The 24,166-nt window shown below is 67.8% G+C and carries 28 protein-coding genes; 16 read left to right on the top strand and 12 right to left on the bottom strand.

The window, feature by feature from the left end:
* Window positions 1-83: 83 nt before the first annotated feature.
* On the top strand, window positions 84-986 hold the full coding sequence (locus tag AB4Y64_RS14370; RefSeq protein ID WP_441817325.1) for a DUF6607 family protein: 903 nt from the start codon (window positions 84-86) through the stop codon (window positions 984-986).
* Window positions 987-1,030: 44 nt separating this feature from the next.
* Here the strand turns inward: AB4Y64_RS14370 and AB4Y64_RS14375 are convergent, their stop codons facing one another.
* From AB4Y64_RS14375 to AB4Y64_RS14385, 3 genes are read right to left on the bottom strand one after another with little or no spacing between them, the layout of a single operon-like run.
* Window positions 1,031-2,296: a PDZ domain-containing protein gene (locus AB4Y64_RS14375; protein WP_441817139.1), complete on the bottom strand. Its 1,266-nt coding sequence runs from the start codon at window positions 2,294-2,296 to the stop codon at window positions 1,031-1,033.
* A 30-nt stretch (window positions 2,297-2,326) separates the two neighbouring features.
* The gene (locus AB4Y64_RS14380; RefSeq protein ID WP_441817140.1) at window positions 2,327-3,280 is read right to left on the bottom strand and encodes a hypothetical protein; all 954 of its coding nucleotides are present in this window, start codon (window positions 3,278-3,280) and stop codon (window positions 2,327-2,329) included.
* Window positions 3,273-3,935 (bottom strand): RNA polymerase sigma factor, encoded by a 663-nt coding sequence (locus AB4Y64_RS14385; protein WP_441817141.1) that lies wholly within the window; start codon window positions 3,933-3,935, stop codon window positions 3,273-3,275. The genes AB4Y64_RS14380 and AB4Y64_RS14385 overlap by 8 nt, the downstream gene beginning before the upstream one ends.
* A gap of 111 nt (window positions 3,936-4,046) precedes the next feature.
* Here AB4Y64_RS14385 and AB4Y64_RS14390 point away from each other — a divergent pair, with 111 nt between their 5' ends.
* From AB4Y64_RS14390 to AB4Y64_RS14420, 7 genes are all read left to right on the top strand, one after another.
* Window positions 4,047-5,024 carry an SPFH domain-containing protein gene (locus tag AB4Y64_RS14390; protein ID WP_441817142.1) on the top strand — a complete coding sequence of 326 codons (978 nt, stop codon included), beginning with the start codon at window positions 4,047-4,049 and terminating at the stop codon, window positions 5,022-5,024.
* Window positions 5,025-5,046: 22 nt separating this feature from the next.
* Complete coding sequence (locus tag AB4Y64_RS14395) at window positions 5,047-5,481, top strand: NfeD family protein (RefSeq protein ID WP_441817143.1); 435 nt, start codon at window positions 5,047-5,049, stop codon at window positions 5,479-5,481.
* An 8-nt stretch (window positions 5,482-5,489) separates the two neighbouring features.
* Window positions 5,490-6,020 (top strand): hypothetical protein, encoded by a 531-nt coding sequence (locus AB4Y64_RS14400; RefSeq protein WP_441817144.1) that lies wholly within the window; start codon window positions 5,490-5,492, stop codon window positions 6,018-6,020.
* 124 nt (window positions 6,021-6,144) lie between these two features.
* On the top strand, window positions 6,145-7,266 hold the full coding sequence (gcvT, locus tag AB4Y64_RS14405; RefSeq protein ID WP_441817145.1) for a glycine cleavage system aminomethyltransferase GcvT: 1,122 nt from the start codon (window positions 6,145-6,147) through the stop codon (window positions 7,264-7,266).
* Between the two features lie 20 nt (window positions 7,267-7,286).
* Window positions 7,287-7,913: a 2-hydroxychromene-2-carboxylate isomerase gene (locus tag AB4Y64_RS14410; protein ID WP_441817146.1), complete on the top strand. Its 627-nt coding sequence runs from the start codon at window positions 7,287-7,289 to the stop codon at window positions 7,911-7,913.
* Between the two features lie 105 nt (window positions 7,914-8,018).
* On the top strand, window positions 8,019-8,414 hold the full coding sequence (gene gcvH, locus AB4Y64_RS14415) for a glycine cleavage system protein GcvH (protein ID WP_441817147.1): 396 nt from the start codon (window positions 8,019-8,021) through the stop codon (window positions 8,412-8,414).
* 1,149 nt (window positions 8,415-9,563) lie between these two features.
* Entirely contained in the window at window positions 9,564-10,013 is a 450-nt protein-coding gene (locus AB4Y64_RS14420) for a hypothetical protein (RefSeq protein WP_441817148.1), read from the top strand.
* 150 nt (window positions 10,014-10,163) lie between these two features.
* On the opposite strand, the gene AB4Y64_RS14425 is transcribed toward AB4Y64_RS14420, so the two are convergent.
* Window positions 10,164-11,537, bottom strand: coding sequence for a serine hydrolase domain-containing protein (locus AB4Y64_RS14425; RefSeq protein WP_441817149.1), 1,374 nt, complete (start codon window positions 11,535-11,537; stop codon window positions 10,164-10,166).
* A gap of 185 nt (window positions 11,538-11,722) precedes the next feature.
* The gene (locus AB4Y64_RS14430) at window positions 11,723-13,312 is read right to left on the bottom strand and encodes a GMC family oxidoreductase (protein ID WP_441817150.1); all 1,590 of its coding nucleotides are present in this window, start codon (window positions 13,310-13,312) and stop codon (window positions 11,723-11,725) included.
* Between the two features lie 189 nt (window positions 13,313-13,501).
* Between AB4Y64_RS14430 and AB4Y64_RS14435 the strand changes: the two genes are divergently transcribed.
* The 6 genes from AB4Y64_RS14435 to AB4Y64_RS14460 all read left to right on the top strand — a co-directional run bounded on the left by AB4Y64_RS14435 (window position 13,502) and on the right by AB4Y64_RS14460 (window position 17,858).
* Window positions 13,502-14,899 (top strand): NTP/NDP exchange transporter, encoded by a 1,398-nt coding sequence (locus AB4Y64_RS14435; RefSeq protein WP_441817151.1) that lies wholly within the window; start codon window positions 13,502-13,504, stop codon window positions 14,897-14,899.
* A gap of 49 nt (window positions 14,900-14,948) precedes the next feature.
* Window positions 14,949-15,299: a DUF1304 domain-containing protein gene (locus AB4Y64_RS14440; RefSeq protein WP_441817152.1), complete on the top strand. Its 351-nt coding sequence runs from the start codon at window positions 14,949-14,951 to the stop codon at window positions 15,297-15,299.
* Between the two features lie 202 nt (window positions 15,300-15,501).
* The gene (locus AB4Y64_RS14445; RefSeq protein WP_441817153.1) at window positions 15,502-15,855 is read left to right on the top strand and encodes a YciI family protein; all 354 of its coding nucleotides are present in this window, start codon (window positions 15,502-15,504) and stop codon (window positions 15,853-15,855) included.
* A gap of 6 nt (window positions 15,856-15,861) precedes the next feature.
* A complete protein-coding gene (locus AB4Y64_RS14450) occupies window positions 15,862-17,112 on the top strand; it encodes an RNA polymerase sigma factor (protein ID WP_441817154.1) in 1,251 nt (416 codons plus the stop codon).
* Window positions 17,113-17,192: 80 nt separating this feature from the next.
* Complete coding sequence (locus AB4Y64_RS14455) at window positions 17,193-17,621, top strand: hypothetical protein (protein WP_441817155.1); 429 nt, start codon at window positions 17,193-17,195, stop codon at window positions 17,619-17,621.
* A 21-nt stretch (window positions 17,622-17,642) separates the two neighbouring features.
* On the top strand, window positions 17,643-17,858 hold the full coding sequence (locus AB4Y64_RS14460; RefSeq protein ID WP_441817156.1) for a DUF4287 domain-containing protein: 216 nt from the start codon (window positions 17,643-17,645) through the stop codon (window positions 17,856-17,858).
* Window positions 17,859-17,870: 12 nt separating this feature from the next.
* Here the strand turns inward: AB4Y64_RS14460 and AB4Y64_RS14465 are convergent, their stop codons facing one another.
* Genes AB4Y64_RS14465 through AB4Y64_RS14475 form a run of 3 tightly spaced genes read right to left on the bottom strand, consistent with a single transcriptional unit; the run spans window position 17,871 to window position 19,272 of the window.
* The gene (locus AB4Y64_RS14465) at window positions 17,871-18,539 is read right to left on the bottom strand and encodes an aquaporin (RefSeq protein ID WP_441817157.1); all 669 of its coding nucleotides are present in this window, start codon (window positions 18,537-18,539) and stop codon (window positions 17,871-17,873) included.
* 5 nt (window positions 18,540-18,544) lie between these two features.
* On the bottom strand, window positions 18,545-18,928 hold the full coding sequence (locus tag AB4Y64_RS14470; RefSeq protein WP_441817158.1) for an arsenate reductase ArsC: 384 nt from the start codon (window positions 18,926-18,928) through the stop codon (window positions 18,545-18,547).
* Window positions 18,925-19,272, bottom strand: a complete 348-nt coding sequence (locus AB4Y64_RS14475) for an ArsR/SmtB family transcription factor (protein WP_441817159.1) — start codon at window positions 19,270-19,272, stop codon at window positions 18,925-18,927. The genes AB4Y64_RS14470 and AB4Y64_RS14475 overlap by 4 nt, the downstream gene beginning before the upstream one ends.
* Window positions 19,273-19,487: 215 nt before the next feature.
* Between AB4Y64_RS14475 and AB4Y64_RS14480 the strand changes: the two genes are divergently transcribed.
* On the top strand, window positions 19,488-20,780 hold the full coding sequence (locus AB4Y64_RS14480; protein ID WP_441817160.1) for an amidohydrolase family protein: 1,293 nt from the start codon (window positions 19,488-19,490) through the stop codon (window positions 20,778-20,780).
* Window positions 20,781-20,919: 139 nt separating this feature from the next.
* Entirely contained in the window at window positions 20,920-21,915 is a 996-nt protein-coding gene (locus tag AB4Y64_RS14485; protein ID WP_441817161.1) for an NADPH:quinone reductase, read from the top strand.
* 12 nt (window positions 21,916-21,927) lie between these two features.
* On the opposite strand, the gene AB4Y64_RS14490 is transcribed toward AB4Y64_RS14485, so the two are convergent.
* The 4 genes from AB4Y64_RS14490 to AB4Y64_RS14505 all read right to left on the bottom strand — a co-directional run bounded on the left by AB4Y64_RS14490 (window position 21,928) and on the right by AB4Y64_RS14505 (window position 24,091).
* Window positions 21,928-22,419, bottom strand: coding sequence for a hypothetical protein (locus tag AB4Y64_RS14490; protein WP_441817162.1), 492 nt, complete (start codon window positions 22,417-22,419; stop codon window positions 21,928-21,930).
* A 34-nt stretch (window positions 22,420-22,453) separates the two neighbouring features.
* The gene (locus AB4Y64_RS14495; RefSeq protein WP_441817163.1) at window positions 22,454-23,278 is read right to left on the bottom strand and encodes an alpha/beta fold hydrolase; all 825 of its coding nucleotides are present in this window, start codon (window positions 23,276-23,278) and stop codon (window positions 22,454-22,456) included.
* A gap of 171 nt (window positions 23,279-23,449) precedes the next feature.
* Complete coding sequence (locus tag AB4Y64_RS14500) at window positions 23,450-23,656, bottom strand: hypothetical protein (RefSeq protein ID WP_441817164.1); 207 nt, start codon at window positions 23,654-23,656, stop codon at window positions 23,450-23,452.
* 6 nt (window positions 23,657-23,662) lie between these two features.
* Window positions 23,663-24,091 (bottom strand): 3-dehydroquinate dehydratase, encoded by a 429-nt coding sequence (locus tag AB4Y64_RS14505; RefSeq protein ID WP_441817165.1) that lies wholly within the window; start codon window positions 24,089-24,091, stop codon window positions 23,663-23,665.
* Window positions 24,092-24,166: the final 75 nt, after the last annotated feature.

Consider the following 24,166-nt stretch of genomic DNA (forward strand, 5'->3'; position numbering starts at 1 on the left):
GCATCTCCTTTCAACGTCACCAAGAGCCAGCCATGAACATGCGCCCGCATCTGCTCCTGCTTTCCCTGCTTGCCGCCGTGCCGATGCACGCCATCGCTGCGCCGTCCGCTGCGTCGTCCACCCCCGACCCGGCGCGGGACCACGACTCGATCCTGGCGATGAAGGGCGAATACATCGTCGACTTCGCCTTCGACGAGACCGTGCTGCTGCAGCCGGGCTACGAACGCCATCCGGCGATGCGCAGCGGCGGCAACGAGGTGGTGATCGTTGTCGAGGACACGCCGACCCGGATAGTCCTGCAGCACATCCTGGTCGACGAGAAGAGCGGCCACGTCACCAAGCACTGGCGCCAGGACTGGACCTACGAAGCGGCCACGCGCTTCGAGTTCAGCGCCGACCAGACCTGGCAGGTGCGGCCGATCGCGGCCGGACTGACCCGCGGCGCCTGGACCCAGTGCGTGTACGAAGTCAGTGACGCACCGCGTTACTGCGGCACCGGTGCGTGGACCTACGACAACAACGTCGCCACCTGGACGAGCGACCTGAGCTGGCGTCCGCTGCCGCGTCGCGAGTACACCAAGCGCAGCGACTACAACGCCATCAGCGCGATCAACCGCCACACCTTGACGCCGAGCGGCTGGACCCACGAGCAGTTCAATACCAAGGTGCTGCGCAAGCCCGATGGCAGCCAGGTCGAGCTGGCCCGCGAATTCGGCTTCAACGATTACCAGAAGACCACCGAGGTCGACTTCAAGCCGGCCTACAAGTACTGGGACGCGACCAACGGCTACTGGGCGCGGGTGCGCGCGCGCTGGGACGGCTTCCTCGGCAAGGCGCCGGGCCTGCACCTGAAGACGAAGATCGACGGCATGGCGATGATCATGCCGCTGTTCGAGCAGGCCTCGCAGCTGGAGGAGGGCAGGAAGGTCAGCGACGCGAAGATCGATGCGGTCTTCAAGAAGTGGGTCGAGCCGGCTCCACGTTGATGCGGTAAAGAGACGGCGCCCTGGGGCGCCGTCTCTTTATATGGTCAAAGCAGAACCGAGAACGTTGGCGGTTCCGGCGGCGCTGGCGCAGCCGGAGGTGCGGGCGGCGCCGGCATCTCCAGGGCCTGCGGCGGTGCCGGCGGCGCGGGAAGGTTCGATGGCGCCTTCGGCGGTGCCGGCGCTGCAGGCGGTGCGAGCAGTGCGGGTGGTGCCGGTGGTGCGGGGGGTGCAGGCGGCACTGGCGGCAGGCGCAGCATTGCGGTCTTTGGCACGGTGATCTGGGCGGTCGCGCTCTTGCGGTCGCGCAGGTAGGTCACGCCGACCTTGCTGTCGGCCGGCTTGTCGCGCAATGCCATCATCGCTTCACGCGGCGATTTCACTTCCTTGCCATCGATGCGCTGGATGACGTCGCCCGCCTGCAGGCCGGCCAACTCCGCGCCGGTGCTGAGCACAAGCACGCCGCGGTCGGTGCCGAAGTAACGGCCGAGCTGGCCGTCGATGGTGGCCAGGTTCAGGCCGCTCCAGCGAAAGGTCTCGGAGAGCAGCGGCAGGCGGCAGTCGCCGTCCTTGCAGTCGCCCATCGGGCCCATCCGCACGATCTCGGTACGCACTTCCGGCGAGACCAGCGGCAACGGCATCGGCCGCGGATGCCCGCCTTTGCCATCGGGCGTCCACATCAGCTGGCCATTCATTGCTTCGCCGCGGCCGGCGAACACGGCGCCGTTGTCGTCGCTCATCATCCAGAAGCGATCACCGATCTGCGGCGTGACCTTTGCCGATGCCGCCTTGCCCTCGCGCAGGTAGCCCAGCGCGACCGCCGACTCCGTATCCAGATCGCCCAGCTGGGCGCGAGCGGACGTCAATCGCTGCTCGCTGTCCTTGCCCGCCAGCGGCTTGCCGTTGATGGTGGTGAGCAGGTCGCCGCTGCGCAGGCCGGCCTTGGCCGCTGCGCTGTCGGGTGTCACCGCCGCGATGCGCACGCCGGCCTTCTCCTCTGGCGCCAGTACCACGCCAATCACCGGGCGCTGCTCGAAGCGACGTTCGAAAAGCATCTGCCGGGTGATGTCGCTCTCGCCGGAGAGTTCGGCCACGCGCTTGGCGGCGGCACTGAGCTGTTCGCGCGCGGCGGCCAGTTCGCGGGCCTTCTGCGCGTCGGTGGCGGTGCTGGTGGTTGCCGTCTGCGCGGTGGCGACGAAGGTGAGCAGCAGGCCGACAGAGGCTGCCAGCAAGGCGGGTTTCAACAATGCCTTCCCGCGCGCGGCGGGCGTGCGCTTGCCGGACCTGGGTGTTGCGGAGTGGATCGACGTCATGGCGGAGGGTCCTGCAGTGGAAGGGAAAGATCAGTCGACGTTGACCAGGGCGCCGTCGTAGCGCTCGCCGTGGGTAACGAGCCAGCGTTGGGTGGTTTCTATGCCGGCCAGCTCGCGCATGGCAGCGACGCGTTGACGCCACAGTTCAGCGCGGTCGCCGTCGGCAAGGCCGGGTTGCGACAGCGACGCATCGATGCGGCCGATGCGTGCGTCCAGTTCGACACCAACGGCGGCGCCGCTGGCCGAGGAAACACGCTCGTCGCGGGCGAGTGCGACGATGGCTTCCAGCTGCGCCGATTCGGCCTGCAGCGACTGGATCGCCAGGGCGCGGTCGGCGAGCGCGGCTGCCGACGAATCCGTCGTCGTCGCGGCCGACGCGGAGCCCTGCTTCGGCAAACCAGTTGCCGGCGCGGCGTCGGCGACGCGGGTGCCGTTGTCGCCGCGCGCACGCAGCGGCGACGCCACCGGTGCCGGCGCCGGCTTTCGCGTCGGCGTGCCGACCGGCTTGCGCCGCGCCACGACGCGATCGGCTGGTGAGGTCGATGCGACGACCGCAGCTGGCGCGGAACCAGAAGTACTCGCAGGCGGCGTGTGCTCGTTCGGCGCCGGTGTTGCAGCAGCAGCGGGCAGTGACGGCGATGGCGAAGTCACCGGTGCAGCGGTGTTGGCGACGCGCGCCGGGTCGTCCTGCACCGGCGCCTGGCCTCGATGCAGCAGCGGCAGCAGGGCCAGTGCCGAGACCGCGGCGGCGCTGGCCAGCAGCAGCGGCCAGCGAGCGCGCCGATGCGATGCCGCTCCCGCCTTCGGGTGCTGCGTCGAGCGCTGCGTCGAGCCGGCCAAGGTTGCGTCGAGCGCGCGCGTCAAACGCCGCCAGCCGTCGTTGCCCGGCGAGTCCATCGGCAGGGCGGCAAATGCTTCGTTCCAGTCGCCGGGTGCCTGGCGCGCGCTGGTCTGGAGCTCGCGGTTGTTGTCGGTATCAGGCACGTGCCTTCTCCTGATTCATGCCAGTCTGATTGGGATCGAGCAGCTCGCGCAGGCGGCGGCCGCCGCGCGCCAGCTGCGATTTGGAGAAGCTCGGCGTGCGCTGCATCAGCGCGGCGATCTCCTCGTGGGTGTAGCCCTCGGCGTGGTAGAGCCAGAGCACGCTGCGGGTGGTGGTGGGCAACTGGGCCAGGGCGCGGCCCAGGGCGGCGGCGTCGGCGGCCGCGGTTGGCAGCGGACCCGGATCCATCACCAGGTCGTCACCGTCGAGCGGCACGTCGTGCGCGTGCCGGCGCTGGCTGCGCAGGCGCATCAGCGCCTCGTTCACCGCGATCTGGCGCAGCCAGCCCCAGAACGGACTGCCGTTGCCGCGGAACTCGCCGAGCTTGCCGTAGACCTTGAGCATGGTTTCCTGCAGCACTTCGGCTGCCTCGTCGCGGTCGCCCGCATACGCGCCGCCGAGGATGCGCAGCGCCAGGTTGAACACCGGGCGCTCGAACCAGCGGTAGATCTGCTCGAACGCCGACCGGTCGCCAGCCCGCGCCCGCGCCAGCACCGCGTCGGGCACGTCGATGGCGAAACTGCTGCGCGGGGCGCTCGTCGCCGAGGACGCAGGGGCGGTGGCGACCGCGCTGGCAGGGATGGGGTTCAGTGGCATGTCACTGGTCTGGATGCGGCGACCGGCCAAACCGTCGCAGGCGGCCGGGCGGTTGACCTCGGGGTTCGGGCACTGGGCCTATACTCGGCCCATAGACAGGGAGGGGAAAGCATGGGATCGATTCTGGCCTTGGTGCTGTTGCTGGCAGGCGTGGTGGTGCTGTTCAAGACCGTGCGGATGGTGCCGCAGGGATACGAATGGACGGTGGAGCGCTTCGGCAAGTACACCCACACCATGGACCCCGGCCTGCACTTCCTGATCCCGATCGTCTACGGCGTCGGCCGCAAGATAAACATGATGGAACAGGTGATGGACGTCCCCAGCCAGGACGTGATCACCAAGGACAACGCGGTCGTGAAGGTCGACGGCGTGGTCTATTTCCAGGTGCTCGACGCCGCCAAGGCCGCCTATGAAGTGGCGACCCTGGAGATCGCCATCCTCAACCTGGTGATGACCAACATCCGCACCGCGATCGGTTCGATGGACCTGGACGAGTCGCTGTCCAAGCGCGACGAGATCAACACGAAGGTGCTGGTCGCGGTGGACGCGGCAACCCATCCGTGGGGACTGAAGGTCAACCGCATCGAGCTCAAGGACATCCAGCCGCCGCGCGACCTGGTCGACTCGATGGCGCGGCAGATGAAGGCCGAGCGCGAGAAGCGCGCCAACATCCTCGAGGCAGAAGGCTTCCGCCAGGCGGCGATCCTCAAGGCCGAGGGCGAGAAGCAGTCGGTGATCCTCGAGGCCGAGGGCAACAAGGAAGCGGCATTCCGTGAAGCCGAGGCGCGCGAGCGCCTGGCCCAGGCCGAAGCCAAGGCGACCGAGATGGTGTCGACCGCGATCGCGCAGGGCAACGTGCAGGCGATCAACTACTTCGTCGCGCAGAAATACATCGAAGCGTTCAAGGCGCTGGCCGAAGCGCCGAACCAGAAGTTCGTGATGATGCCGATGGAGTCGGCCGGCGTGATCGGCTCGCTGGCCGGCATCGCCGAGCTGGCCAAGGAAGCCCTCGGCCGCCAGCAAGATCGTCCGCAAGATCGCCAACCGGTGCGCCCGCCGGTGGCGCCGCCGCCGCGCGCCGGAGGTTGATCGCATGGAGTGGGGGATTCCCATGAACTGGCACGTGGTGGCCTGGGCTGTGGTGGCGCTGCTGCTGTTTGCCGCCGAGGCGCTGGCGCCGGGCGCTTTCATGTTGTGGCTGGGCCTGGCCGCGACCGTCGTGTTCGCGATGGTGCTGCTGGTGCCGGACATGCCGGTGCTGGCCCAGGTGGCGGCGTTCGTCGTGCTCAGCTTCGCCTCGATCCAGGTCTACCGTGCCTGGTTCCGCGGCCGCGAGCCGGGGAGCGACCAGCCCAACCTCAACCGCCGCGCGGAAACGCTGGTGGGCCGCGTCGTGCCGCTCGAGCAGGGCATCGTCAACGGCCACGGCCGCGTGCAGATTGCCGACGCCTTCTGGGAAGTGACCGGCCCCGACCTGCCGGCCGGCGCCGCCGTCCGCATCGTCGCCAGCCGTGGCATGAGCCTGCAGGTCGAGCCTGCGGGCTGAGCGACGACATGCGCCGATCGCACCTGCTCGCGTTGTCGTGCATGACCGCAGCGGCGATTGCGGCGTCGGTCGCGATCGCGGCGTCCGCCGGTCAGCCCAGCCTCGTCGGCAAGGTCGTGCCGCCGTACCCGGAAGGGCTGAAGTCCAACACCGGCAGTTGCGTCGGCTCGGGCAGCGAGCCTGGCCAGGTGTGCGCCCGCAGCATCGCCACGCTGGACGACAGCGAGGACCGCACGCTGCAGTTGCTGGCCGCCGAGTTCGTCGACCGCGTCGGCGATGAGCCGCGCTGGCGGATCACCGACGCGGTGCCGTACCCGGTCCTGCACCGCGACGAACTGGTGGTGATCGCCACCTGCCAGCGCGACGGTGTCGACGACGCCGGCCTGATCGCGATCATCGACACCGGCACCGCCCACGCCGCCGAACTGGAGATGCTTCCGGCCACGCGCTGGGCGCTGCGGCTGGACCGGGCCACGGGCAAGTTCGTCCGCGTCCCTCCCAGCCGCGTGCGCTGCTACAACGAAGGCACGAGCGAATAGCCCGTCCGGGCGCGTCGGCAGGGCGTTGATCGCGGGCCGCGCACCATGCTCCACAGCATGGTCTGCAGGCACACAGCCGCAATGTGATAATTGCCGGCTCGCCCCCAGACAGATCCCCCGAGCCATGACCCAGAAGACGATCCTCAACGACACCCACCGCGCCCTCGGCGCCAAGATGGTCGACTTCGGCGGCTGGGACATGCCGATCCACTACGGCTCGCAGATCGAGGAGCACCACCTGGTGCGCAGCGACGCCGGCATGTTCGACGTCAGCCACATGACGGTGGTCGACCTCAACGGTGCGCGCGTGCGCGAGTTCCTGCGCCGCCTGGTCGCCAATTCGGTCGACAAGCTCAAGGTGCCGGGCAAGGCGCTGTACACCTGCATGCTCAACCCGCGCGGCGGCGTCATCGACGACCTCATCATTTACTTTCGTGACGAGGACTTCTTCCGCCTGGTGGTCAACGCCGCCACGCGCGAGAAGGACCTGGCGTGGATCAGCGAGCAGGCCCGGGCGTTCGACGTGAAGGTCACCGAGCGTCCCGACTTCGGCATGATCGCCGTGCAGGGCCCGACCGCACGCGACAAGGTGCTTGGCCTGCTGCGCGAGGAAGACCGCGCCGGCGTCGCCAAGCTCGGCAAGTTCGCCGCCGCGCAGGCGCGCACCCAGGGCGGCACCGACGTGTTCGTCGCCCGCACCGGCTACACCGGCGAGGATGGCTTCGAGGTCGTCGTACCGGAAGACCAGACCGTCGCCTTCTGGAATGAACTGCTTGCCGCGGGCGTGAAGCCCGCTGGCCTGGGCGCGCGCGACACGCTGCGCCTGGAAGCGGGCATGAACCTCTACGGCCAGGACATGGACGACGAGGTGACGCCGTACGAAGCGGCGCTGGCGTGGACCGTCGCGCTCGACGAAGGCCGCGACTTCATCGGTCGTGACGTGCTGCAGGCACAGAAGGCCGCCGGTGCACCGCGCCAGATGATCGGCCTGGTGATGGACGAGAAGGGCGTGCTGCGCCACGGCCAGAAGGTGCTCACCGATAACGGCGAGGGCGAGATCCTGTCGGGTACGTTCTCGCCGACGCTGGGCAAGGCGATCGCGTTCGCGCGCGTGCCGGCCGGCGACATCCCGCTGGGCACCGCCGGCAACGTCCGCGTCGACATCCGCGGCAAGGAAGTGCCGGTGCGCGTGGTCAAGTTCCCGTTCGTGCGCGACGGCAAGGCCCAGGACGGCGTGCTCGGCTGAGCCGCCGGACGGAGACTGCGATGAGCGCGACCGTCACCTATTACTACAGCCTGATCTCGCCGTATGCCTGGTTCGGGCATGCGGCGCTGCGGCAGACGGCGCGCGATACCGGCGCCACGCTGCTGCATCGGCCGGTCAGGATCTTCGAACTGTTCGACGCCAACGGTGGACTGCCCTTGGGCAAGCGCGCACCGGCGCGCCAGCGCTACCGCCTGGTCGAGCTGCAACGCTGGCGTGCGCGTCGCGGCCTGCCGCTCAACCTCAAGCCAAAGTTCTGGCCGGTCGACATCGCCCTGGCCGACTGTTGCCTGATCGCGATGGTCGAAGCCGGCCACGATCCTTTCGACTACGCCGATGCCGCCTTGCGCGCGTTGTGGGCGCAGGACCAGGACCTGGCCGATCCGCAGGTGGTCGCCGGGCTGCTCGCCGCGCAGGGCGTCGATGCGCAGCGGGTCATGGCGCGGGCGGCGGAAGACGCCGTCGAGGCGATCTACGCGCGCAACACCGCCGAGGCGATCGCCGCCGACCTGCCGGGTCTGCCCGGCTACGTGCTCAACGGCGAACCGTTCTGGGGGCAGGACCGCATCGACGACCTGCGTGATGCGCTGCTGAGCGGCCGCGCGCCGTACCGGGTCGACCCGGCATGATTCTGGCCGAGCCGATCCGTTCGTCCCCCACCTCTCGCATGTTCCTTCCGCGTCGGTAAACTAGGCGCCGTCCCCAAGCAGCCCCCGCAAAGTTCGAGGCCAGTCATGAGTGAAATTCCCGGCGATCTGAAGTTCATGAAGTCCCACGAGTGGGCACGCGTCGAAGGCGACGGCAAAGTCACGATCGGCATTTCCGACCACGCGCAGGGCCTGCTCGGCGACCTGGTGTATGTCGAGCTGCCGAACGTCGGCGACCGCGTCGAGGCCGGCACCGCCTGCGCCGTGGTGGAGTCGGTCAAGGCCGCCTCCGACGTCTACTCGCCGGTGACCGGCAAGGTGACCTCCGTCAACGCGGCGCTGGCCGACAAGCCCGAGACGATCAACGAGGACGCCTACGGCGAAGGCTGGATCTTCACCGTCGCGATCGAGGAGCCCGAGCAGCTCAACGAACTGCTGGCGCCCGACGATTACGCCGAGCTGCTCGAAGAAGAAGACAACTGAGTCACCCGGCTCGCCACGCCGCACGGTGTGGCGGGCACAGGCGGTCGTGCCATGCACGACCGATCCCGCGACCGGCCGCCATGTGCGGCCGGTTTGCATTTGGGCGCCGCTGACGGCGTCAGCGCCTGGGCAATGCGGTCAGCGCGGTCAGCGCCGCGATCGAGTTCGGAAAGTGACGGCGAGGTGATTCGCCGCAGCGGCCGGATGCCGCTTCGCGGCGAACGGTCCGGCGCTCGGTGCGCACGTCGAAGCGCTCGCGAGCGGCGATCGCGGACCGTCGAGCGCACCCTCGACGCCGACGTCGGAAGGGTGCGTCGATGTCGCATGCGAACTACGACGACACCTGGTCGACGACGTCGAGCAGCACCGAGCGATGCCGAAGCGAGGTCCGCAGCTGCCGGAAAAGTTCGCGCACTTTCGCGCAAATCGGCTTGTGCGACGCGAAACCGGAGCGCCTCATTGCACCCGCCGACAGGGGGCGTTCGGGCGACCAGTCCGAGCATCTCGAACGCCATGCAGCACTCATGCGAACGCGTCGCGAATTGCACGCGCGCCAGTTTCTGTTTTCGCAAACCCCTTAAATAAAGCAGTTTCAGAAAAACATATTGGCGAGCGCGGCAATCGATGCGCCGCTTCCGTGCGCCGCGACGAGTCGGCGGCGGCGGCGGCGGGTCGGCCCGGACGCCACGGCGGTCCAAAAAAAAATCGGCCAATGTGTTGACAGTATGAAAAAGCGTGATTAGGTTTCGCCCAGCAGACGTCTCCTGCGGAAGCGAGTGAGTACGAACAAAGAAACAACTCGCGGTACAAAACGAACCTCCGACCGGGCAGTCGACACGGTGGAAGCAGGGATCGTTTCCTTCGCGAAACGGGTTTTCGCAAAGGCGCAGGTATCGAGTCACATCCAACCCGGCTCGCTTTTGGCGGTCCGGGTTTTTGTTTGCCCGCCGTCTGGCGGGCGCCTCATCCGTACCGGCGCGCGTTGCGTGTCGGCGGCTGCATGCGGGTCCGACTCCCGCGGCCCGGGCTCTTCCAGGCAGGCTTCACGCACCTGGCCATACCCGGACAGTTCTACTAGTTCTACTGGGCTTTATAGACCTGCAAGACCACTGATCATCAACTGATCAACCACTGACGAGGAGCCATCCCATGGCCATGAAGAAAGCTGCGAAGAAGAAGCCCGCTGCCAAGAAAGCCGCCAAGAAGGTAGCCAAGAAGGCTGTCAAGAAGGTAGCCGCCCGCAAGAAGGCAGTGAAGAAGGCCGTCAAGAAGGCCGTCAAGAAGGTCGCTGCCCGCAAGAAGGCAGTGAAGAAGGCCGTCAAGAAGGTCGCCAAGAAGGCAGCAGCCAAGAAGACCGCTCGCAAGAAGGTCGCCAAGAAGGTTGCCAAGAAGGCCGTAGCCAAGAAGACCGCTCGCAAGAAGGTCGCCAAGAAGGCCGTCAAGAAGGTTGCCAAGAAGGCCGCCAAGAAGGCCGGCGCCCGCAAGTCGGCCGCCAAGAAGGCCGTGAAGAAGGTTGCCAAGAAGAAGGCGGCCCGTCGCAAGTCGGCCAAGAAGGCTGTTGCTTCCGCGATGCCGGCCACCCCGGCGCCGATGATCTAATAAGAAAGTCCCGATTGCCGTAATCCAGCTCTCTCCCCGCAGCCCAGGCGGGGGGAGAGTTTTTTTTTGGGGCGGCGTCAGGCAGTCAGCCTGGATCCCGGCGCGCGCCGGGATGACGATCGGTCCGGCAATGGCCGGACGACGCGGGAATCAACGCGGAGCTGAGCTGGCCGTTTGTGCCTGGCTGCCCGGAGCGTTCGGCGTGCCCGGTTGTGCGGCGTCGGCATAGAGCGTCTCGTCGATCTCGTCGTCGAGCCACTGCTGCGCCGGCAGGCCGAGCGCGCGGTCGAGGATCGTCGGCAGCAGGCCCGACGGCAGCGAGCTCTCGCTGTTCCACAGCACGGCCACGCCGAAGTCGCGGTCGGGCACCATCGCGATCATGCCGCGGTAGCCTTGCACCGCGCCGCCGTGGAAGACGATGCGATGGCCGCCGTAGTCGTACACGCGCCAGCCCAGTGCATAGCCGGCGGATGTGACGCGCTGGCGGCGCCAGGACGAGCCGCGCATCTCGCTGGGGGTATCGACCAGCGGCTGGTGCAGCGTCGCCAGCAGCGGCGCAGGCAGCACGTCAGGGCGATGGCCGGTGTGGGCGAGCAGGTACTGCGCCATGTCGCTGGCGCTGGCGTTGACGCCGGCGGCCGGCAGCACCTGGTAGTAGGTCGACTTGGGCATCGTCGACACCCAGCCGCCACGACCGCGCACGTGCGGACGTGCCCAGCTCGGGCTGGCCTGGATGCCTTCCAGGCCGAGGCTGGCGTCGTTCATGCCCAGCGGCTTGAAGATGCGGCGCTGCACTTCCTGCGGATAGAAGTCGCCGCTGGCGGCGAACACCACGTCGCCGATCAGGCTGAAGGCGATGTTCTGGTAGCTGTAGCACGTGCCCGGCGCGCACTTGAGCGGCGCGTAGGCCAGGCGCTGGGTCAGCGTGCGGTAGTCGACGAAGTGCTCGAGGTCGCGGTCGAAGGCGTTGTGGGTCAGGCCGACGCGATGGCTGAGCAGGTCGGCCACGGTCAGTTGCTGCGAAGCGACCGGATTGCTGAGCTGGAAGTTCGGCAGGTAGCGCACCAGCTTGCTGTCCCAGCGCAGCGAGCCGTCGTTGACGAGCAGGCCGGTCATGGTGCCGGCGAAGCTCTTGGACAACGATGCCAGGCGGAACACGGTATGGGAATCAACCGGGGTGGCGTGGCTGACGTCGGTGATGCCATAGCCGCGCGCGCTGATGATCTGGCCGTTGTGGACCAGCGCCATCGCCAGGCCGGGAACACGCTGGCCGGCAACCAGCTGCTGCGCCATCGATTCGAACTGGCGCACATCGAAGCCCGGCGCCAGCGGCGCGGCAGGCGGAAGCTGGGTGTCGCGCGTGGTGACGGTGACGTTGCCCTGGGCCGCGACGGTGGCGGTCGAAGGTTGCGGATTCCAGTGCAACGGCGTCTGCGCGGTCGAGCCGAGGGTCAGCGGCAGCAGGAGCGCGATGGCCCCGAGACGCGGGAGGGCGCGGGAGCGCTTTTTCTTGTTCTTGTTCATGGCTCTGAGCGCCTGCTCGTGCTGCGATCCGGCCCGATTCTAGCTCCGATCTCAGGGGTTGTGGCAGCTATCAGACTCACCGGACTGATTTGGCAGGGATAAGTGCCGGGCATCCCGATTTCGCGACGCGCGCACAGGCCTGTTCAGGATTTTTGACGCGCCGCGCGTGCGCAAACTGAATCACATCAGCGGCCCGAGCTGTCGCGGATGAGGTCGGCCGCGCGCTCGGCGATCATGATCGTCGGGGCGTTGGTGTTGCCACCGATCAGCGTCGGCATCACCGAGGCATCGACCACGCGCAGGCCTTCGACACCGCGCACGCGCAACTGCGGATCCACCACCGACGCGTCGTCGTGACCCATGCGGCAGGTGCCGACCGGGTGATAGATGGTCTCGGCCTTGGCGCGGATGAACTCCCTCAGCTGGGCATCGTCGAGATCGTTGCGCGCGGGGAAGATCGGCGCGCCGCGATAGTCATCGAAGGCCGGCTGTGCGAGCAGCTCGCGCGACAGCCTGGCGCACTCGACCATCATCTTCATGTCGAAGCCCTCGCCGTCGCTTAGGTAGTTCGCCTCGATCCGCGGCTTGTCGCCGGCGCGACCGCTGGCCAGGGCGATGCGGCCGCGACTGCGCGGGCGCAGGAAGCAAGCGTGGACGGTGTAGCCGATGCCCTTGAGGCGGTGGCGGCCGTGGTCGTCGAGCATCGCCGGGACGAAATGCAGCTGGATGTCGGGGCGCTCGTCGCTCGCCAGATGCGAACGCACGAAGCCACCGGCCTCGGCGATGTTGCTGCTGCCGATGCCGCGATGGCCGCGCAGGTAATAGTCGAAGGCGACCTTGGCGTCGTTGAGGCGGTCGTAGGTCACGTTCTGCGTGGCGTGCTGCAGCGTGCAGATATCGAGGTGGTCCTGCAGGTTCTCGCCGACCTGCGGGACGTCGGCGAGCACGTCGATGCCGTTGCGGCGCAGCTGCGCGGCCGGGCCGATGCCCGATAGCATCAGCAACTGCGGCGAGTTGATCGCACCCCCGCACAGGAGCACCTCGCGCGCTGCCGGCTGATGGAAGGCGCGGCCCCGGGACGTATAGGTGACGCCATTGGCGCGGCCACGCTCGAACGTGATGCGGTTGACCTGGGCGCCGGTGACGACGGTCAGGTTGCGACGCTCGCGCACCGGGTCGAGATAGGCCACGGCACTGGAGCAGCGCGCCCCATCCTTCTGGGTCACCTGGAACAGGCCGAAGCCCTGCTGCCTGGGACCGTTGAAGTCGCGGTTGAGCGCGTGACCAGCCTGGCGGCCGGCTTCGATGAACGCCTGCGACAGCCGGTTGCTGTAGCGCAGGTCGGACACGTACAGCGGACCTTCGTCGCCATGCAGCGCGTCGGCGCCGCGCTGGTTGCGTTCGCTGCGGCGGAAGTAGGGCAGCACCGACTTCCAGTCCCAGCCGTCGGCGCCGAGCGCGGCCCATTCCTCGTAGTCGCCGGGCACGCCGCGGGTGTAGCACATGGCGTTGATCGAACTGGAGCCGCCCAGCACCTTGCCGCGCGGCCACCACAGCACGCGGCCGTCGAGCTGCGCTTCGGCCATGGTGTGGTAGTCCCAGTTGACGCGCTTGTTGCTGACCAGCTTGGCGAGGCCAGCGGGCATGTGGATGAAGGGATGGCTGTCGCGCGGGCCGGCCTCGACCAGCAGCACGCTGACGTCGGGATCGGCGGACAGGCGGTTGGCCAGCACGCAGCCAGCGGAGCCGGCACCGATGATGATGTAATCGAACACGTTGCCTGCGCCCTGCCAGTGGAGACTGCCCTACAGCCGACGGACCGTAAGGGGGGCCATTAGAGCAAATGCTCCCAAAGGCGGGGGCGGCCCGGTCGCGCTGGCTCCGCCGCCCCTGTCGCGGCTCCCGCACGCCCCCTATCATCCGCCCAACCCACAGCGCGCCGGCCGGCCGCGAGGAATCGGACCATGGCGACAGGGCACGGCGACGGCGCGGGCAGGAGCGGTGCGGGCAGCAGCGGCGAGGGCATCGGAGGCGGGGGCATCGGCGGCCACCTGCGTGGATTCCAGTCGGCGTTGCGCGAGTCGCCGCCACTGTGGTGGTCGCTGCTCTACTTCTTCTGCCTGCTGTGCGGGTACTACGTGCTTCGACCGGTGCGCGACGCCATGGGCGCTTCCGGCGACGTCGCCACGGTGTTCCCGCAGGCCAGCATCGACTGGGCCAAGGCGCACGGCTTCGAGCTGAAGGACTTCACGCTGCAGGTGCTGTTCACCGGCACCTTCCTGGCGATGCTGCTGCTGCAGCCGGTGTACGGGGCGCTGGTGTCGCGCTTCCCGCGCCGGGTGTTCCTGCCGGTGGTGTATCTGGTTTTCATCGCCTGCCTGCTCGGCTTCTACTGGGTGTTCGCGCACGACGTGCCCGGGCGCGGCGCGGTGTTCTTCATCTGGGTGGCGGTGTTCAACCTGTTCGCCGTGGCCGTGTTCTGGAGCTTCATGGCCGACGTCTTCGACAACGACCACGCCAAGCGCCTGTACGGCTACATCGGCGCCGGCGGCACGATCGGCGCACTGGTCGGTCCGCTGCTGACCAGCAGCCTGGTCGGGCCCCTGGGCGTGGCCAACCTGCTGCTGGTGTCGGCCGGCTTCCTGGCGGTGTGCCTGCTGTGCATCCTGCGCCTGCGCAAGTGGGCGATCCGGCGCGAGCGGCTCAGTGGCGCCGTCGACGGCGAGGCGGCGATGGGCGGTTCGATCGTGGCCGGCCTGCGCCTGGTCTGGCAGCGGCCGCTGCTGCGCGCGCTGGCGATCACGATGTTCTTCGGCGTCGGCGTCGGCACGCTGCTCTACAACGAGCAGGCGGCGATCGTGAAGCACTTCTACCCGGACGCACGCGAGGCGACCCGTTACTACTCGCTTATCGACGGTGCGGTGAACACCGTGACGATCCTGGTGCAGTTGCTGCTGACCCGGTTCCTGCTGCGCCGCTACGGCGTCGGGCCGACCTTGCTGATCCCGGCATTCGCCATCCTCGGCGGCTACGCGCTGCTGGCGCTGTCGCCGGTGCCGCTGCTGGTGGCGATGGTGCAGGTGGCCACGCGCGCCGGCGAGTTCTCGCTGGCCAAGCCAGGCCGCGAGACTATCTATACCCGTGTCGACCGCGAGTCACGCTACAAGGCCAAGGCGGTCATCGACACGGTGGTCTATCGCGGCGGCGACCTCACCTTCGTCTGGTTGCACAAGGCGTTGTCGGCATTCGGCTCACGGCTGGTGTTCGTGGCTGGCATGTTCGTCGCCCTGGGACTGACCGTGGGCGCGTGGAAGGTGATCCGGGCGCAGCGCCTGTTGCCGGACGACTCGACGCCGTCGTGAATGCCCGCGCCAGAGGTAAGCTCTCGGCAACCGTCATGGAGGAAGCGGCATGTCCGTGCTTGCAGTGGTGTTGATCGCGCTGGTGGCGCTGCTGCACCTGGGCTTCCTGGTGCTGGAGATGTTCCTGTGGACGAAACCTTACGGCCTGAAGGTCTTCCGCCAGTCGCGCGAGAAGGCCGAGCAGTCGAAAGTGCTTGCCGCCAATCAGGGCCTGTACAACGGCTTCCTGGCCGCCGGCCTGATGTGGGCGCTGACCGGTCAGCGCAGCGACGTGGCCCTGTTCTTCCTTGGCTGCGTGGTGGTGGCCGGCGCGTACGGCGCGGCCACGGTCAATCGCCGGATTTTCTTCGTGCAGGCGCTGCCGGCGCTGGCGTCGATCGCGGCGCTGTGGCTGGGCTGAGACGACGCGGCCCACCCCACCGTTCGTCCTGAGCGTAGCCCGCAGGCCGAAGTCGAAGGCACCACCGTTCGTCCTGAGCGTAGGCCGCAGGCCGAAGGCGAAGGGACTGTCGAATCCCGCCACCCCCGGACGACCAGATTGTGAAGGCGAGCCACCGCTCGCCCATCCCGCGCCACCGCGCACCCCATTCCAGGAGCCCACCATGAAATATGCCTGCCTGATCTACGACGACGAGAAGCTCTTCGACGCCATGCCCAAGACCGAGGTCGATGCCATCGTCGGCGAGTACTTTGCCCTCAGCAACGAGTTGGGCGAGAGCGGCCACCTGCTCGGAGGACAGGCCCTGCAGCCGGTCAGCACCGCCACGGTGGTGCGCGTCCGCAATGGCCGCATATCAACCACCGACGGCCCGTACGTGGAGACCAAGGAGCAGCTGGGCGGCTTCTTCCTGATCGAGGCACGCGACCTCGACGAAGCCATCCGCATCGCCGCCCGCATCCCGTCCGCGCGCCTGGGCAGCATCGAAGTGCGACCGGTGATGGAGTTCGATCGGTAGCGTCCAATGAACCAGGGCACGGTCGATCCGATCCGCAGCCAGCTCGACGCCGTCTACCGGCGCGAATCGCGGCGCGTGCTGGCCACGCTGATCCGCCTCCTCGGCGACTTCGATCTCGCCGAGGAGGCATTGCACGAGGCCTTTCGTGCCGCCATCGAACAGTGGCCGGAGCAGGGTGTCCCGGAGCAGCCGCGCGCCTGGCTGGTATCGGCCGGACGCTTCAAGGCGATCGACAGCCTGCGCCGGCGCGCGCGCTTCGATGCCTCGCTGACGCAGATCGCCGACCGTCTCTATAGCGAGGCAAGCGACGACGCTGGCGACGATGAGCACGTCGTGGACGACCGCCTGCGCCTGGTGTTCACCTGCTGCCACCCGGCGCTGTCGGCCGATGCGCAGATCGCCCTGACGCTGCGTGAAGTCTGCGACCTGACCACCGAGGAGATCGCGCGCGCCTTCCTGATCACCGCGCCGACCGTGGCCCAGCGCATCGTTCGCGCCAAGTCGAAGATCCGCCAGGCGCGCATTCCCTACCAGGTGCCGGCACGCGACGAATTGCCGCAGCGTCTGGACGTCGTGCTGCAGGTCGTCTACCTGGTCTTCAACGAGGGCTACGCCGCCACTTCGGGCCAGTCGCTGACGCGCCACGATCTCTGCAGCGAGGCGATCCGCCTTGCACGATTGCTGGTTGAGCTGCTGCCCGATCCGGAGACGCTGGGCCTGCTGGCGCTGATGCTGCTGCACGAATCGCGGCGACCGGCGCGCGCGACCGCGGACGGCGACGTGGTGCTGCTCGACGATCAGGACCGAAGCCTCTGGGACCGCCAGCTGATCGCCGAAGGCCTGGCGCTGGTGCAGCGGATCTGGGTGTCGCGCCGGTTTGGACCTTACGGCCTGCAGGCATCGATCGCGGCGGTGCACGCAGGCGCCGCCCGCGCCGAAGCGACCGACTGGGGACAGATCGTCGCCCTGTACGACCTGCTGCTGCGCGCCGACCCCTCGCCGGTGGTCGAGCTCAACCGCGCTGCAGCAGTGGCGATGCGCGATGGACCGGCCGCCGGACTGGCCCTCGTGGAGACGCTGCTGGAACGTGGTGAGCTGCAGCGGTATCCGCTGGCGCACTCGGCCCACGCCGACCTGTGCCGCCGGCTCGGGCGAACCGATGAGGCGCGGGCCTCGTACAACCGCGCGCTGGAGCTGACGCAGCAGGCGCCGCAGCGGCGGTTTCTCGAGCGCCGGTTGCGGGAGCTGACGGAGTGAGGCGGCGGGGACTCCCCACGCATGTGCGGAGACTTCCATTACCCTTGGGAGCATCCAGACGATTGGCGGACTTCTGACCCATGCGGCAACTTGCCATGCTCATCCGGTACCTGGGCCTGCTCGCGGGCCTGTTTCTCGTCACAACTACCGTCGCTGACATTGCCGGGCTGATCCCGCACTCCGACGCGATGCCGTCCCTTGGTGCCCGGGTCGCTTCCAGCCTGCCGCCATTCCTGTTCGGCGCCGTGCTGCTGCTGCCGCATCGATGGTTCCCGGCAGGCCCGCGGCTCTACGTCCTCCTGTGCACATACCAGCTGCTTGCCGGTGTCGCTGGCTACAGGGCCGCGCAGACGTTCTTCCTGGTCCGCGGAGGCGAGTTGGAACCGGTGGCTTTGCTGGTTGGCCTGCTCGCGGTCGCCATTCCACTATCGAACGCAGCAGTGCTCTGGCGCCGGCGGTCGATTGCCCGGCAGTCGATCGGGCCGAAGCCGATTCCCGGCTCGGCTTAGCACCCACAGGGAGATAAATGCATGACAGCAGATCTGAAGGTGAAAGGCCCGGCGTCGTACTTTCCGTCGATTGAGAAGACCTACGGCAAGCCCGTCAGCTACTGGCTGAAGCTGCTGGATCCGATGAAGGACAAGAAGCACATGGAGGCCGTGGCGTTCCTCAAGTCCGAGCACAAGATCGGGCATGGGCACGCGAATGCGCTGGTGGCCTACCATCGAGCCCAGGGCACGGCCTGACCACGCGCGCGTTCAACGAGCGCCGCTCTCGCGTGCCGGCATCAGCAGTGCCCGCGAGACGGCGAGCGCGACCCCCATCCCCGCCAGTTGCGCAAGAATGAATCCCGGGGCGTCCGCGAGTCGGATGCCCGCGAACGTATCGGTCAGTGCGCGCGCCACCGTGACAGCCGGGTTGGCGAATGACGTGCTGGCGGTGAACCAGTACGCGGCGAAAATGTAGCTGGCCACCAGTGCCGGCAGCGCAGCCGGGCGATGTCGCGCTCCGACCAGGATGGTCAGCAGCAGGCCGAACGTGGCAACCGCTTCGCTGCCCCATTGCGGCGGGCCACTGCGCACGTGCGTACCAGACTGCAGCAGCGGCAGGCCAAACATCGCATGCGCCAGCAACACGCCTGCTACCGCTGCCAGCACCTGCGCCATTACGTAACCGACAGCGTCCCGTGTGCCGAGCTCTCCGCGCAGGCGCATGGCCAGTGTGACGACCGGGTTGAAGTGGGCGCCGGAGATCGGCGCGAACAGGACGATCAGGACGTACAACGCGCCCGCCGTCGCAGCGGCGTTGGCCAGCAGCGCAACCGCGTCGTTTCCGCCGGCGAGCTTGTCGCCCATGATGCCGGAGCCGACCACGGCCGCCAGCAGCAGCGTGGTTCCGACGAATTCGGCCAGGAGCCTGCGCGACAACGGAATCACAACTGCGCCAGCAATGCTTTCACCCGCGCGGAGATCTCGTCGCGCACGCCGCGATAGCCCTCATCGTCCATGTGTTTCGGGTCGGCCAGCCCCCAGTCTTCCCGACGCCGTGCCGGCACCCAGGGGCAGTTGTCGCCGCACCCCATGGTGATGACGGCATCGAACTCGCCGCTGATGTCGTCGAGCGACTTCGAGGCGTGCGTGGTCAGGTCGTAGCCCAGCTCCGACATGAAGCGGATCGCCTTCGGGTTGATTTGCCCGGACGGTTTCGAACCGGCGCTGAGCGCCTCGACCCGGGTGCCGCCGTGGATGTGGGCGAAGGCCTCGGCCATCTGGCTGCGGTTGGAGTTTTCGACACAGACGAACAGGACGCGTTTCATCGCGCGCGCCCCCGGGTCTTTACCAGCGGCGCGCATGCGGTGGCAGGTTCGCAGCTGGTGAGTCCGCCGCAGCAGTTCTCGGTGAGATACGCGACCAGGGCATTCATCTGCAGATAGTTCGCGCGGACGCGGATGACGCGGCCTTCGCGCTGGTCGTGGACCAGTGCGGCATTCCTGAGGATGTTGAGCTGGGCCGTCAGTGTTGCGGCCGGAAGACCGAGCCGGTCGCGCAATTCGCCGACGGGCAGGCCAACCGGCCCGGCCTGGACCAGTTCACGGAACGCGGCAAGTCGGGACTCATGGCTCAAGGCGCCAAGGACGCTGAGTGCAGTGTCGGTCTTCATATTTCCATAATCATGGAAATATCGAAATGTGTCAATTCCGGAGCCCGGCGGCCACGCGCGGTGCCCCAGGTCAGCGCGACAGGCGAGCCATGGGTTGGGTCAGGGGTGGGCGAGAAGGGGACTCAACCAGAAACCATTGCGTGGCACCCTGACTTCCGGGGCTTACCCGCAACGGCCGCCGCACACACGATAGTCACTCCTCAGGGGATGCCACCATGCCGATTGTCTGCCAGACGCTGCGCGCCATCGCCGGCGTCGCACTCATGCTCGTAGGGACCACTGCTGCCGCGCAGGACCTGGCCGTGGTGGGTGCGCGGGTGTATCCCACGCCGGAGGCGGCGCCGATCGAGGATGGGACGGTATGGATCCGCGATGGCCGGGTCGCCGCGATAGGCCCGCGCAGCAGCGTGAAGCTCCCTGCCGGTGTGCGCGTCATCGATGCTCGCGGTCGCATCGTCACAGCCGGATTCTGGAACAGCCACATCCATCTGATACAGCCGCCTTTCCATGCACCCGACGAGCAGGCCGCAGCGGCCCTGACGGATGCATTGCGCGAACGCTTCAGCCGCTGGGGCTTCACCACGCTGTTCGATACCGGATCGTTGCCAGGCGACGTGCGCGCCCTTCGCGCGCGCATGGTCCGCGGCCAAGTCGTTGGCCCACAGCTGCTGACGGTCGACATGCCCTTCTTCCCCGAGCACGGCACGCCGATCTATGTGCGCGAGCTGTGGCAGCAGACGAAGACTCCCAGTGGCGAGGTGGCCTCCGTCGCGCAAGCGCGCGCGCGTGCTGCCGCGCAGATCGAGGCAGGCGCCGATGGCGTGAAACTGTTCACCGGCGCCATCGTCGGCCCGCCGCAGGGCGTGGTGCCGATGTCGAAGGACATCGCCGCCGCCACGGTCGCCGAGGCGCATGCGCACGGCAAACCCGCCTTCGCCCATCCGACCGACAAGGCGGGCCTGGACGTGGCAATCGAAAGTGGCGTCGACGTGCTGGCGCACCCGGCGCCGGAGTCGGGCGAGTGGTCACCGGAATTCGTTGCGCGCCTGAAGGCCGACGACGTGGCCCTGGTGCCGACGCTGACGTTGTTCGATTCGGAGCTGCGCCACGAAGGCGTGCCCGAGGCAGTCGTGCAACGCTTCGTCAGCAACGCGCAGCAGCAGGTCAGGGCGATGGTCCAGGGCGGTGGCCAGGTCCTGTTCGGAACCGACGCCGGCTTCACCGATGTCTACGACACGCACCTTGAGTACAAGTTGATGAGCGCGGCGGGAATGGACTGGCGGCAGATTCTCGCCAGCCTGACCACGGCGCCGGCACAGCGCTTCGGTCAATCCTCGCAGCGCGGTCGGCTGGCAGTAGGCTACGCCGGCGACCTGGTGGTGCTCGGTTCGGATCCGCAGCGAACGGCCGATGCCTACGGCGACGTGCGCATGACGGTTCGCGATGGACGGGTGATCTACGACGCCACGGCGCCTGCCGCGTCTGCGGGATCATCGGCAGGCCACTGAGCCGCAGTCCGGCACGGCGCGCGCCTTTGCAATCGCGCCGATGCCGCCCCAGCGTTCCGGCCGTGAGGCTGGTGGCTGTAGCCGCGGCAGGCGTAACCTCCACGCTCGGCTTCGCCCCCGGAAGCCGCTGGAACCTGCCATGCGCGCTGCCGCTTATTCCCGCACCGGTCCCGCAAGGGACGTGCTCGCCATCATCGAAAAAGACCGGCCCGAACCCGGCGCGGGCGAAGTCCGTGTCCGCATCGCCTGGTCCGGCGTCAACCCGTCGGATGTGAAGGCGCGAGCCGGTGCGCGTTCGAGCGCGCTCGCTTATCCGCAGGTCATTCCGCACAGCGATGGCGCCGGGATCGTCGACGCCATCGGCGATGGCGTGCCCGCCCATCGACTGGGCGAGCGCGTATGGATCTGGAACGGAGCATGGGGCCGTGCCGACGGCACCGCTGCCGAATGGATCGTGGTGCCGGCAGCGCAAGCCGTGAAATTGCCCGACGGCATCGCGCTCGATGTCGGCGCCTGCTTCGGGATTCCCGCACTCACTGCCTGCCACGCCATCGGCGTCGATGGCGGTGTTGCCGGCAAGCGCGTGCTGGTTGCAGGCGGTGCCGGCGCGGTTGGCCACTACGCCGTGCAGATGGCGCGCCTGGCAGGCGCCAGCCAGGTCATCGCCACGGTCAGCTCCGCCGCGAAGGCCGAACATGCGCGCGCGGCAGGCGCGCACGCGGTGATCGACTATCGCAACGAGGACCTGGTGGCGCGCGTTGCCGAGGAGACCCGCGGACACGGCGTCGATTGCATCATCGAGGTCGACTTTGCCGCCAACGTCGAACGCGACTTCGCCATGCTGGCGCCCGAAGGGCGGATCGTGGTCTATGGTAGCGGTGCGGGCGAGATCGCGGTGCCGTTCGTACCTGCGATCCTGAAGAACGTGCGCTTGTCGTTCTTCATCGTCTACAACCTGTCGGATGCCGATCGCGCCGGTGCCATCAAACGGTTGCACCAGTGGGCAGGAACCGATGCCCTGCAACACGCCATCGCCCTGCGCCTGCCGCTCGAGGAGATCGCGCAGGCGCATGAGGCAGTGGAATCGGGCCGCGTGATGGGCAACATCGTGCTCGCCATTGGCGGGCAGGCCTGAGCGCGAGCCGGGTCAAGCCGGCGCGAGCACGCGACGCGAGCGACGGATGCGGATGGCCTGCACCGCAGCTCCAGCCAGGTACACCAGGAGGCCGACGCCCACCAGCATTTTCAGCGTGGCGTCCTCCGGCCCGGTGAAGGCCGGGTTGCCGATCGGCACGCGCGTACCGGTTTCGGTGAGCCCCGGAATGAGATGGAAGAACAGCGTCAGCGAGTAGCCCAGCACCGCCACGTAGCGCGGCAGGCCGGCATGGCCGGGGCGACGCTCGGCCCAATAGGCAATGGCCAGCACGACCAGCGTGATGATCGACAGCACATGCGGAGGCCCGAAGCCGCCGTGGTGGAAGATGAAAAGCCCGGTGATGCAGGTCGCCACGGTGAAGAGCGCGTAGGTCAGCCCCGAACGCGTGCCGGTACCGATCTCCCGGTAGCGAACGATCGCGATGATGCCGGCCACCACCGCCACCAGGGCGATGGCCGTGTGGAACATTCCGAAAGCACTCATGTTCAGCATGGCGACCTCCCGCCGATTGGTAGGGTCAGGCTTTCACGAATGCCATCAGGTCGGCATTGAGCCGTTCCTTGTGGGTGTCGGTGATGCCGTGCGGCGCACCCTCGTAGACGATCAGTTTGCTGTCCTTGATCAACTTGGCCGAAGCGCGTCCGGCGGCGTCGATGGGAACGATCTGGTCGTCGGAGCCGTGGATGATCAGGGTCGGCACGTCGAACTTCTTCAGGTCGTCACGGAAGTCCGTCTCGGAGAAGGCCTTGATCGAGTCGTAGGTGTTCTTGTGCCCGCCCATCATGCCCTGCATCCACCAGGCGTTGATGACGCCTTGCGACGGCGTCGCGCCAGGGCGGTTGTAGCCGAAGAACGGGCCGCTGGGGATGTCGAGGAACAACTGAGAACGGTTGGCGATCATGCCCGCGCGGATGCCGTCGAACACCGAGATCGGCAGTCCGCCGGGGTTGGTGTCGGTCTTGAGCATCAACGGTGGCACCGCCGAGATCAGACCCGCCTTCTTCAGGCGCTTGGTGCCGTGCCGGCCGATATAGCGCGCCACTTCGCCACCGCCCGTGGAGAAGCCGAACAGCGTTGCGTCCTTCACATCGAGGTGGTCGAGCAACTGCGCCAGGTCGTCGGCGTAGTGGTCCATGTCGTTGCCGTCCCAAGGCTGGCTGGAACGGCCATGGCCGCGGCGATCATGGGCAATGCAGCGGCAGCCGTTGGCGGCCAGGTGGTACATCTGCGATTCCCAGCTGTCGGCATTGAGTGGCCAGCCGTGGCTGAAGACGACCGCCGGGCCAGTGCCCCAGTCCTTGTAGTAGATCTCGACGCCGTCTTTGGTCGTGAAGGTGCTCATGGTCCTGGTCACTCCGGAGGGGGCGGTGGGGGTGGAGCAGCTGCGGCGCATGCCCCGCCGCATGACTGTGACATTGCCTCGTGAGGCTAAGGCACCCGACCGGCTGGCCGCAACTTGCCCGGGCCTGGGCCCGGGGCGGCAGAAGTCATTCCCAGGTGCGGCGACCGAAGCTCAGTCCAACCGGCTCACAGTGCGGACGCGTACCTGCGCCGGTTTCACGTCATGGGCACCGGCGGCCTGCCTGCGGATCGCGGTCAGCACGTCCGCCGGGTCGAGCTCACCACCCGGTGCAACCGTGTGCACCAGCGTGGCCTGTCCCCACACGCGCAGGTGATCGCCCAGCTGGATCTCATAGTCGGCGAAGTAGCAGTAGCGCATGTCGCATCAGGTGCCGACGTGGATGTCGTTCTCGCACTCGGCGCAACCCAGTCGCTCCAGTGCGATGGACAGCGCGAGCACGTAGCCCTGCGCGCCGTAACCGTCGATCACGCTGACCGGGCTGCCCGCAGTGGACAGGGACGAGCGGGCGTCGGCATGGACTTCGATGAAGGGAACCCCGGCCCGGAGCAGTGCCGCGTCGAGATCGCCATTGGCGTTCGCGCGCACACCCGGATCGAGCAGCAGGAATTCGGTGTTGTTGCCGTTGATGTGGCGAAGGCGCTCGACAACGTCAGAGGCGTTCCTGCAACCGCATACCGCAACCGCCTTGCCGGCGAGCGACGCACGCTCAACCAGCTGCAGTACGACCGCGCTGGGCAGACCGTGCGCGCCGACGCGTGCACCTTGCGGCGCGGATATGATGGCGATGGACATCGTGTGCTCCGTTGTGACCAGCCAGCAGTCTCCATCGGATGCACGTAAACCCTCTATGTCTGCCAGGGTTGCATG

The sequence above is a fragment of the Lysobacter sp. TAF61 genome (genome assembly GCF_052113485.1).
GTDB lineage: Bacteria > Pseudomonadota > Gammaproteobacteria > Xanthomonadales > Xanthomonadaceae > Lysobacter_J.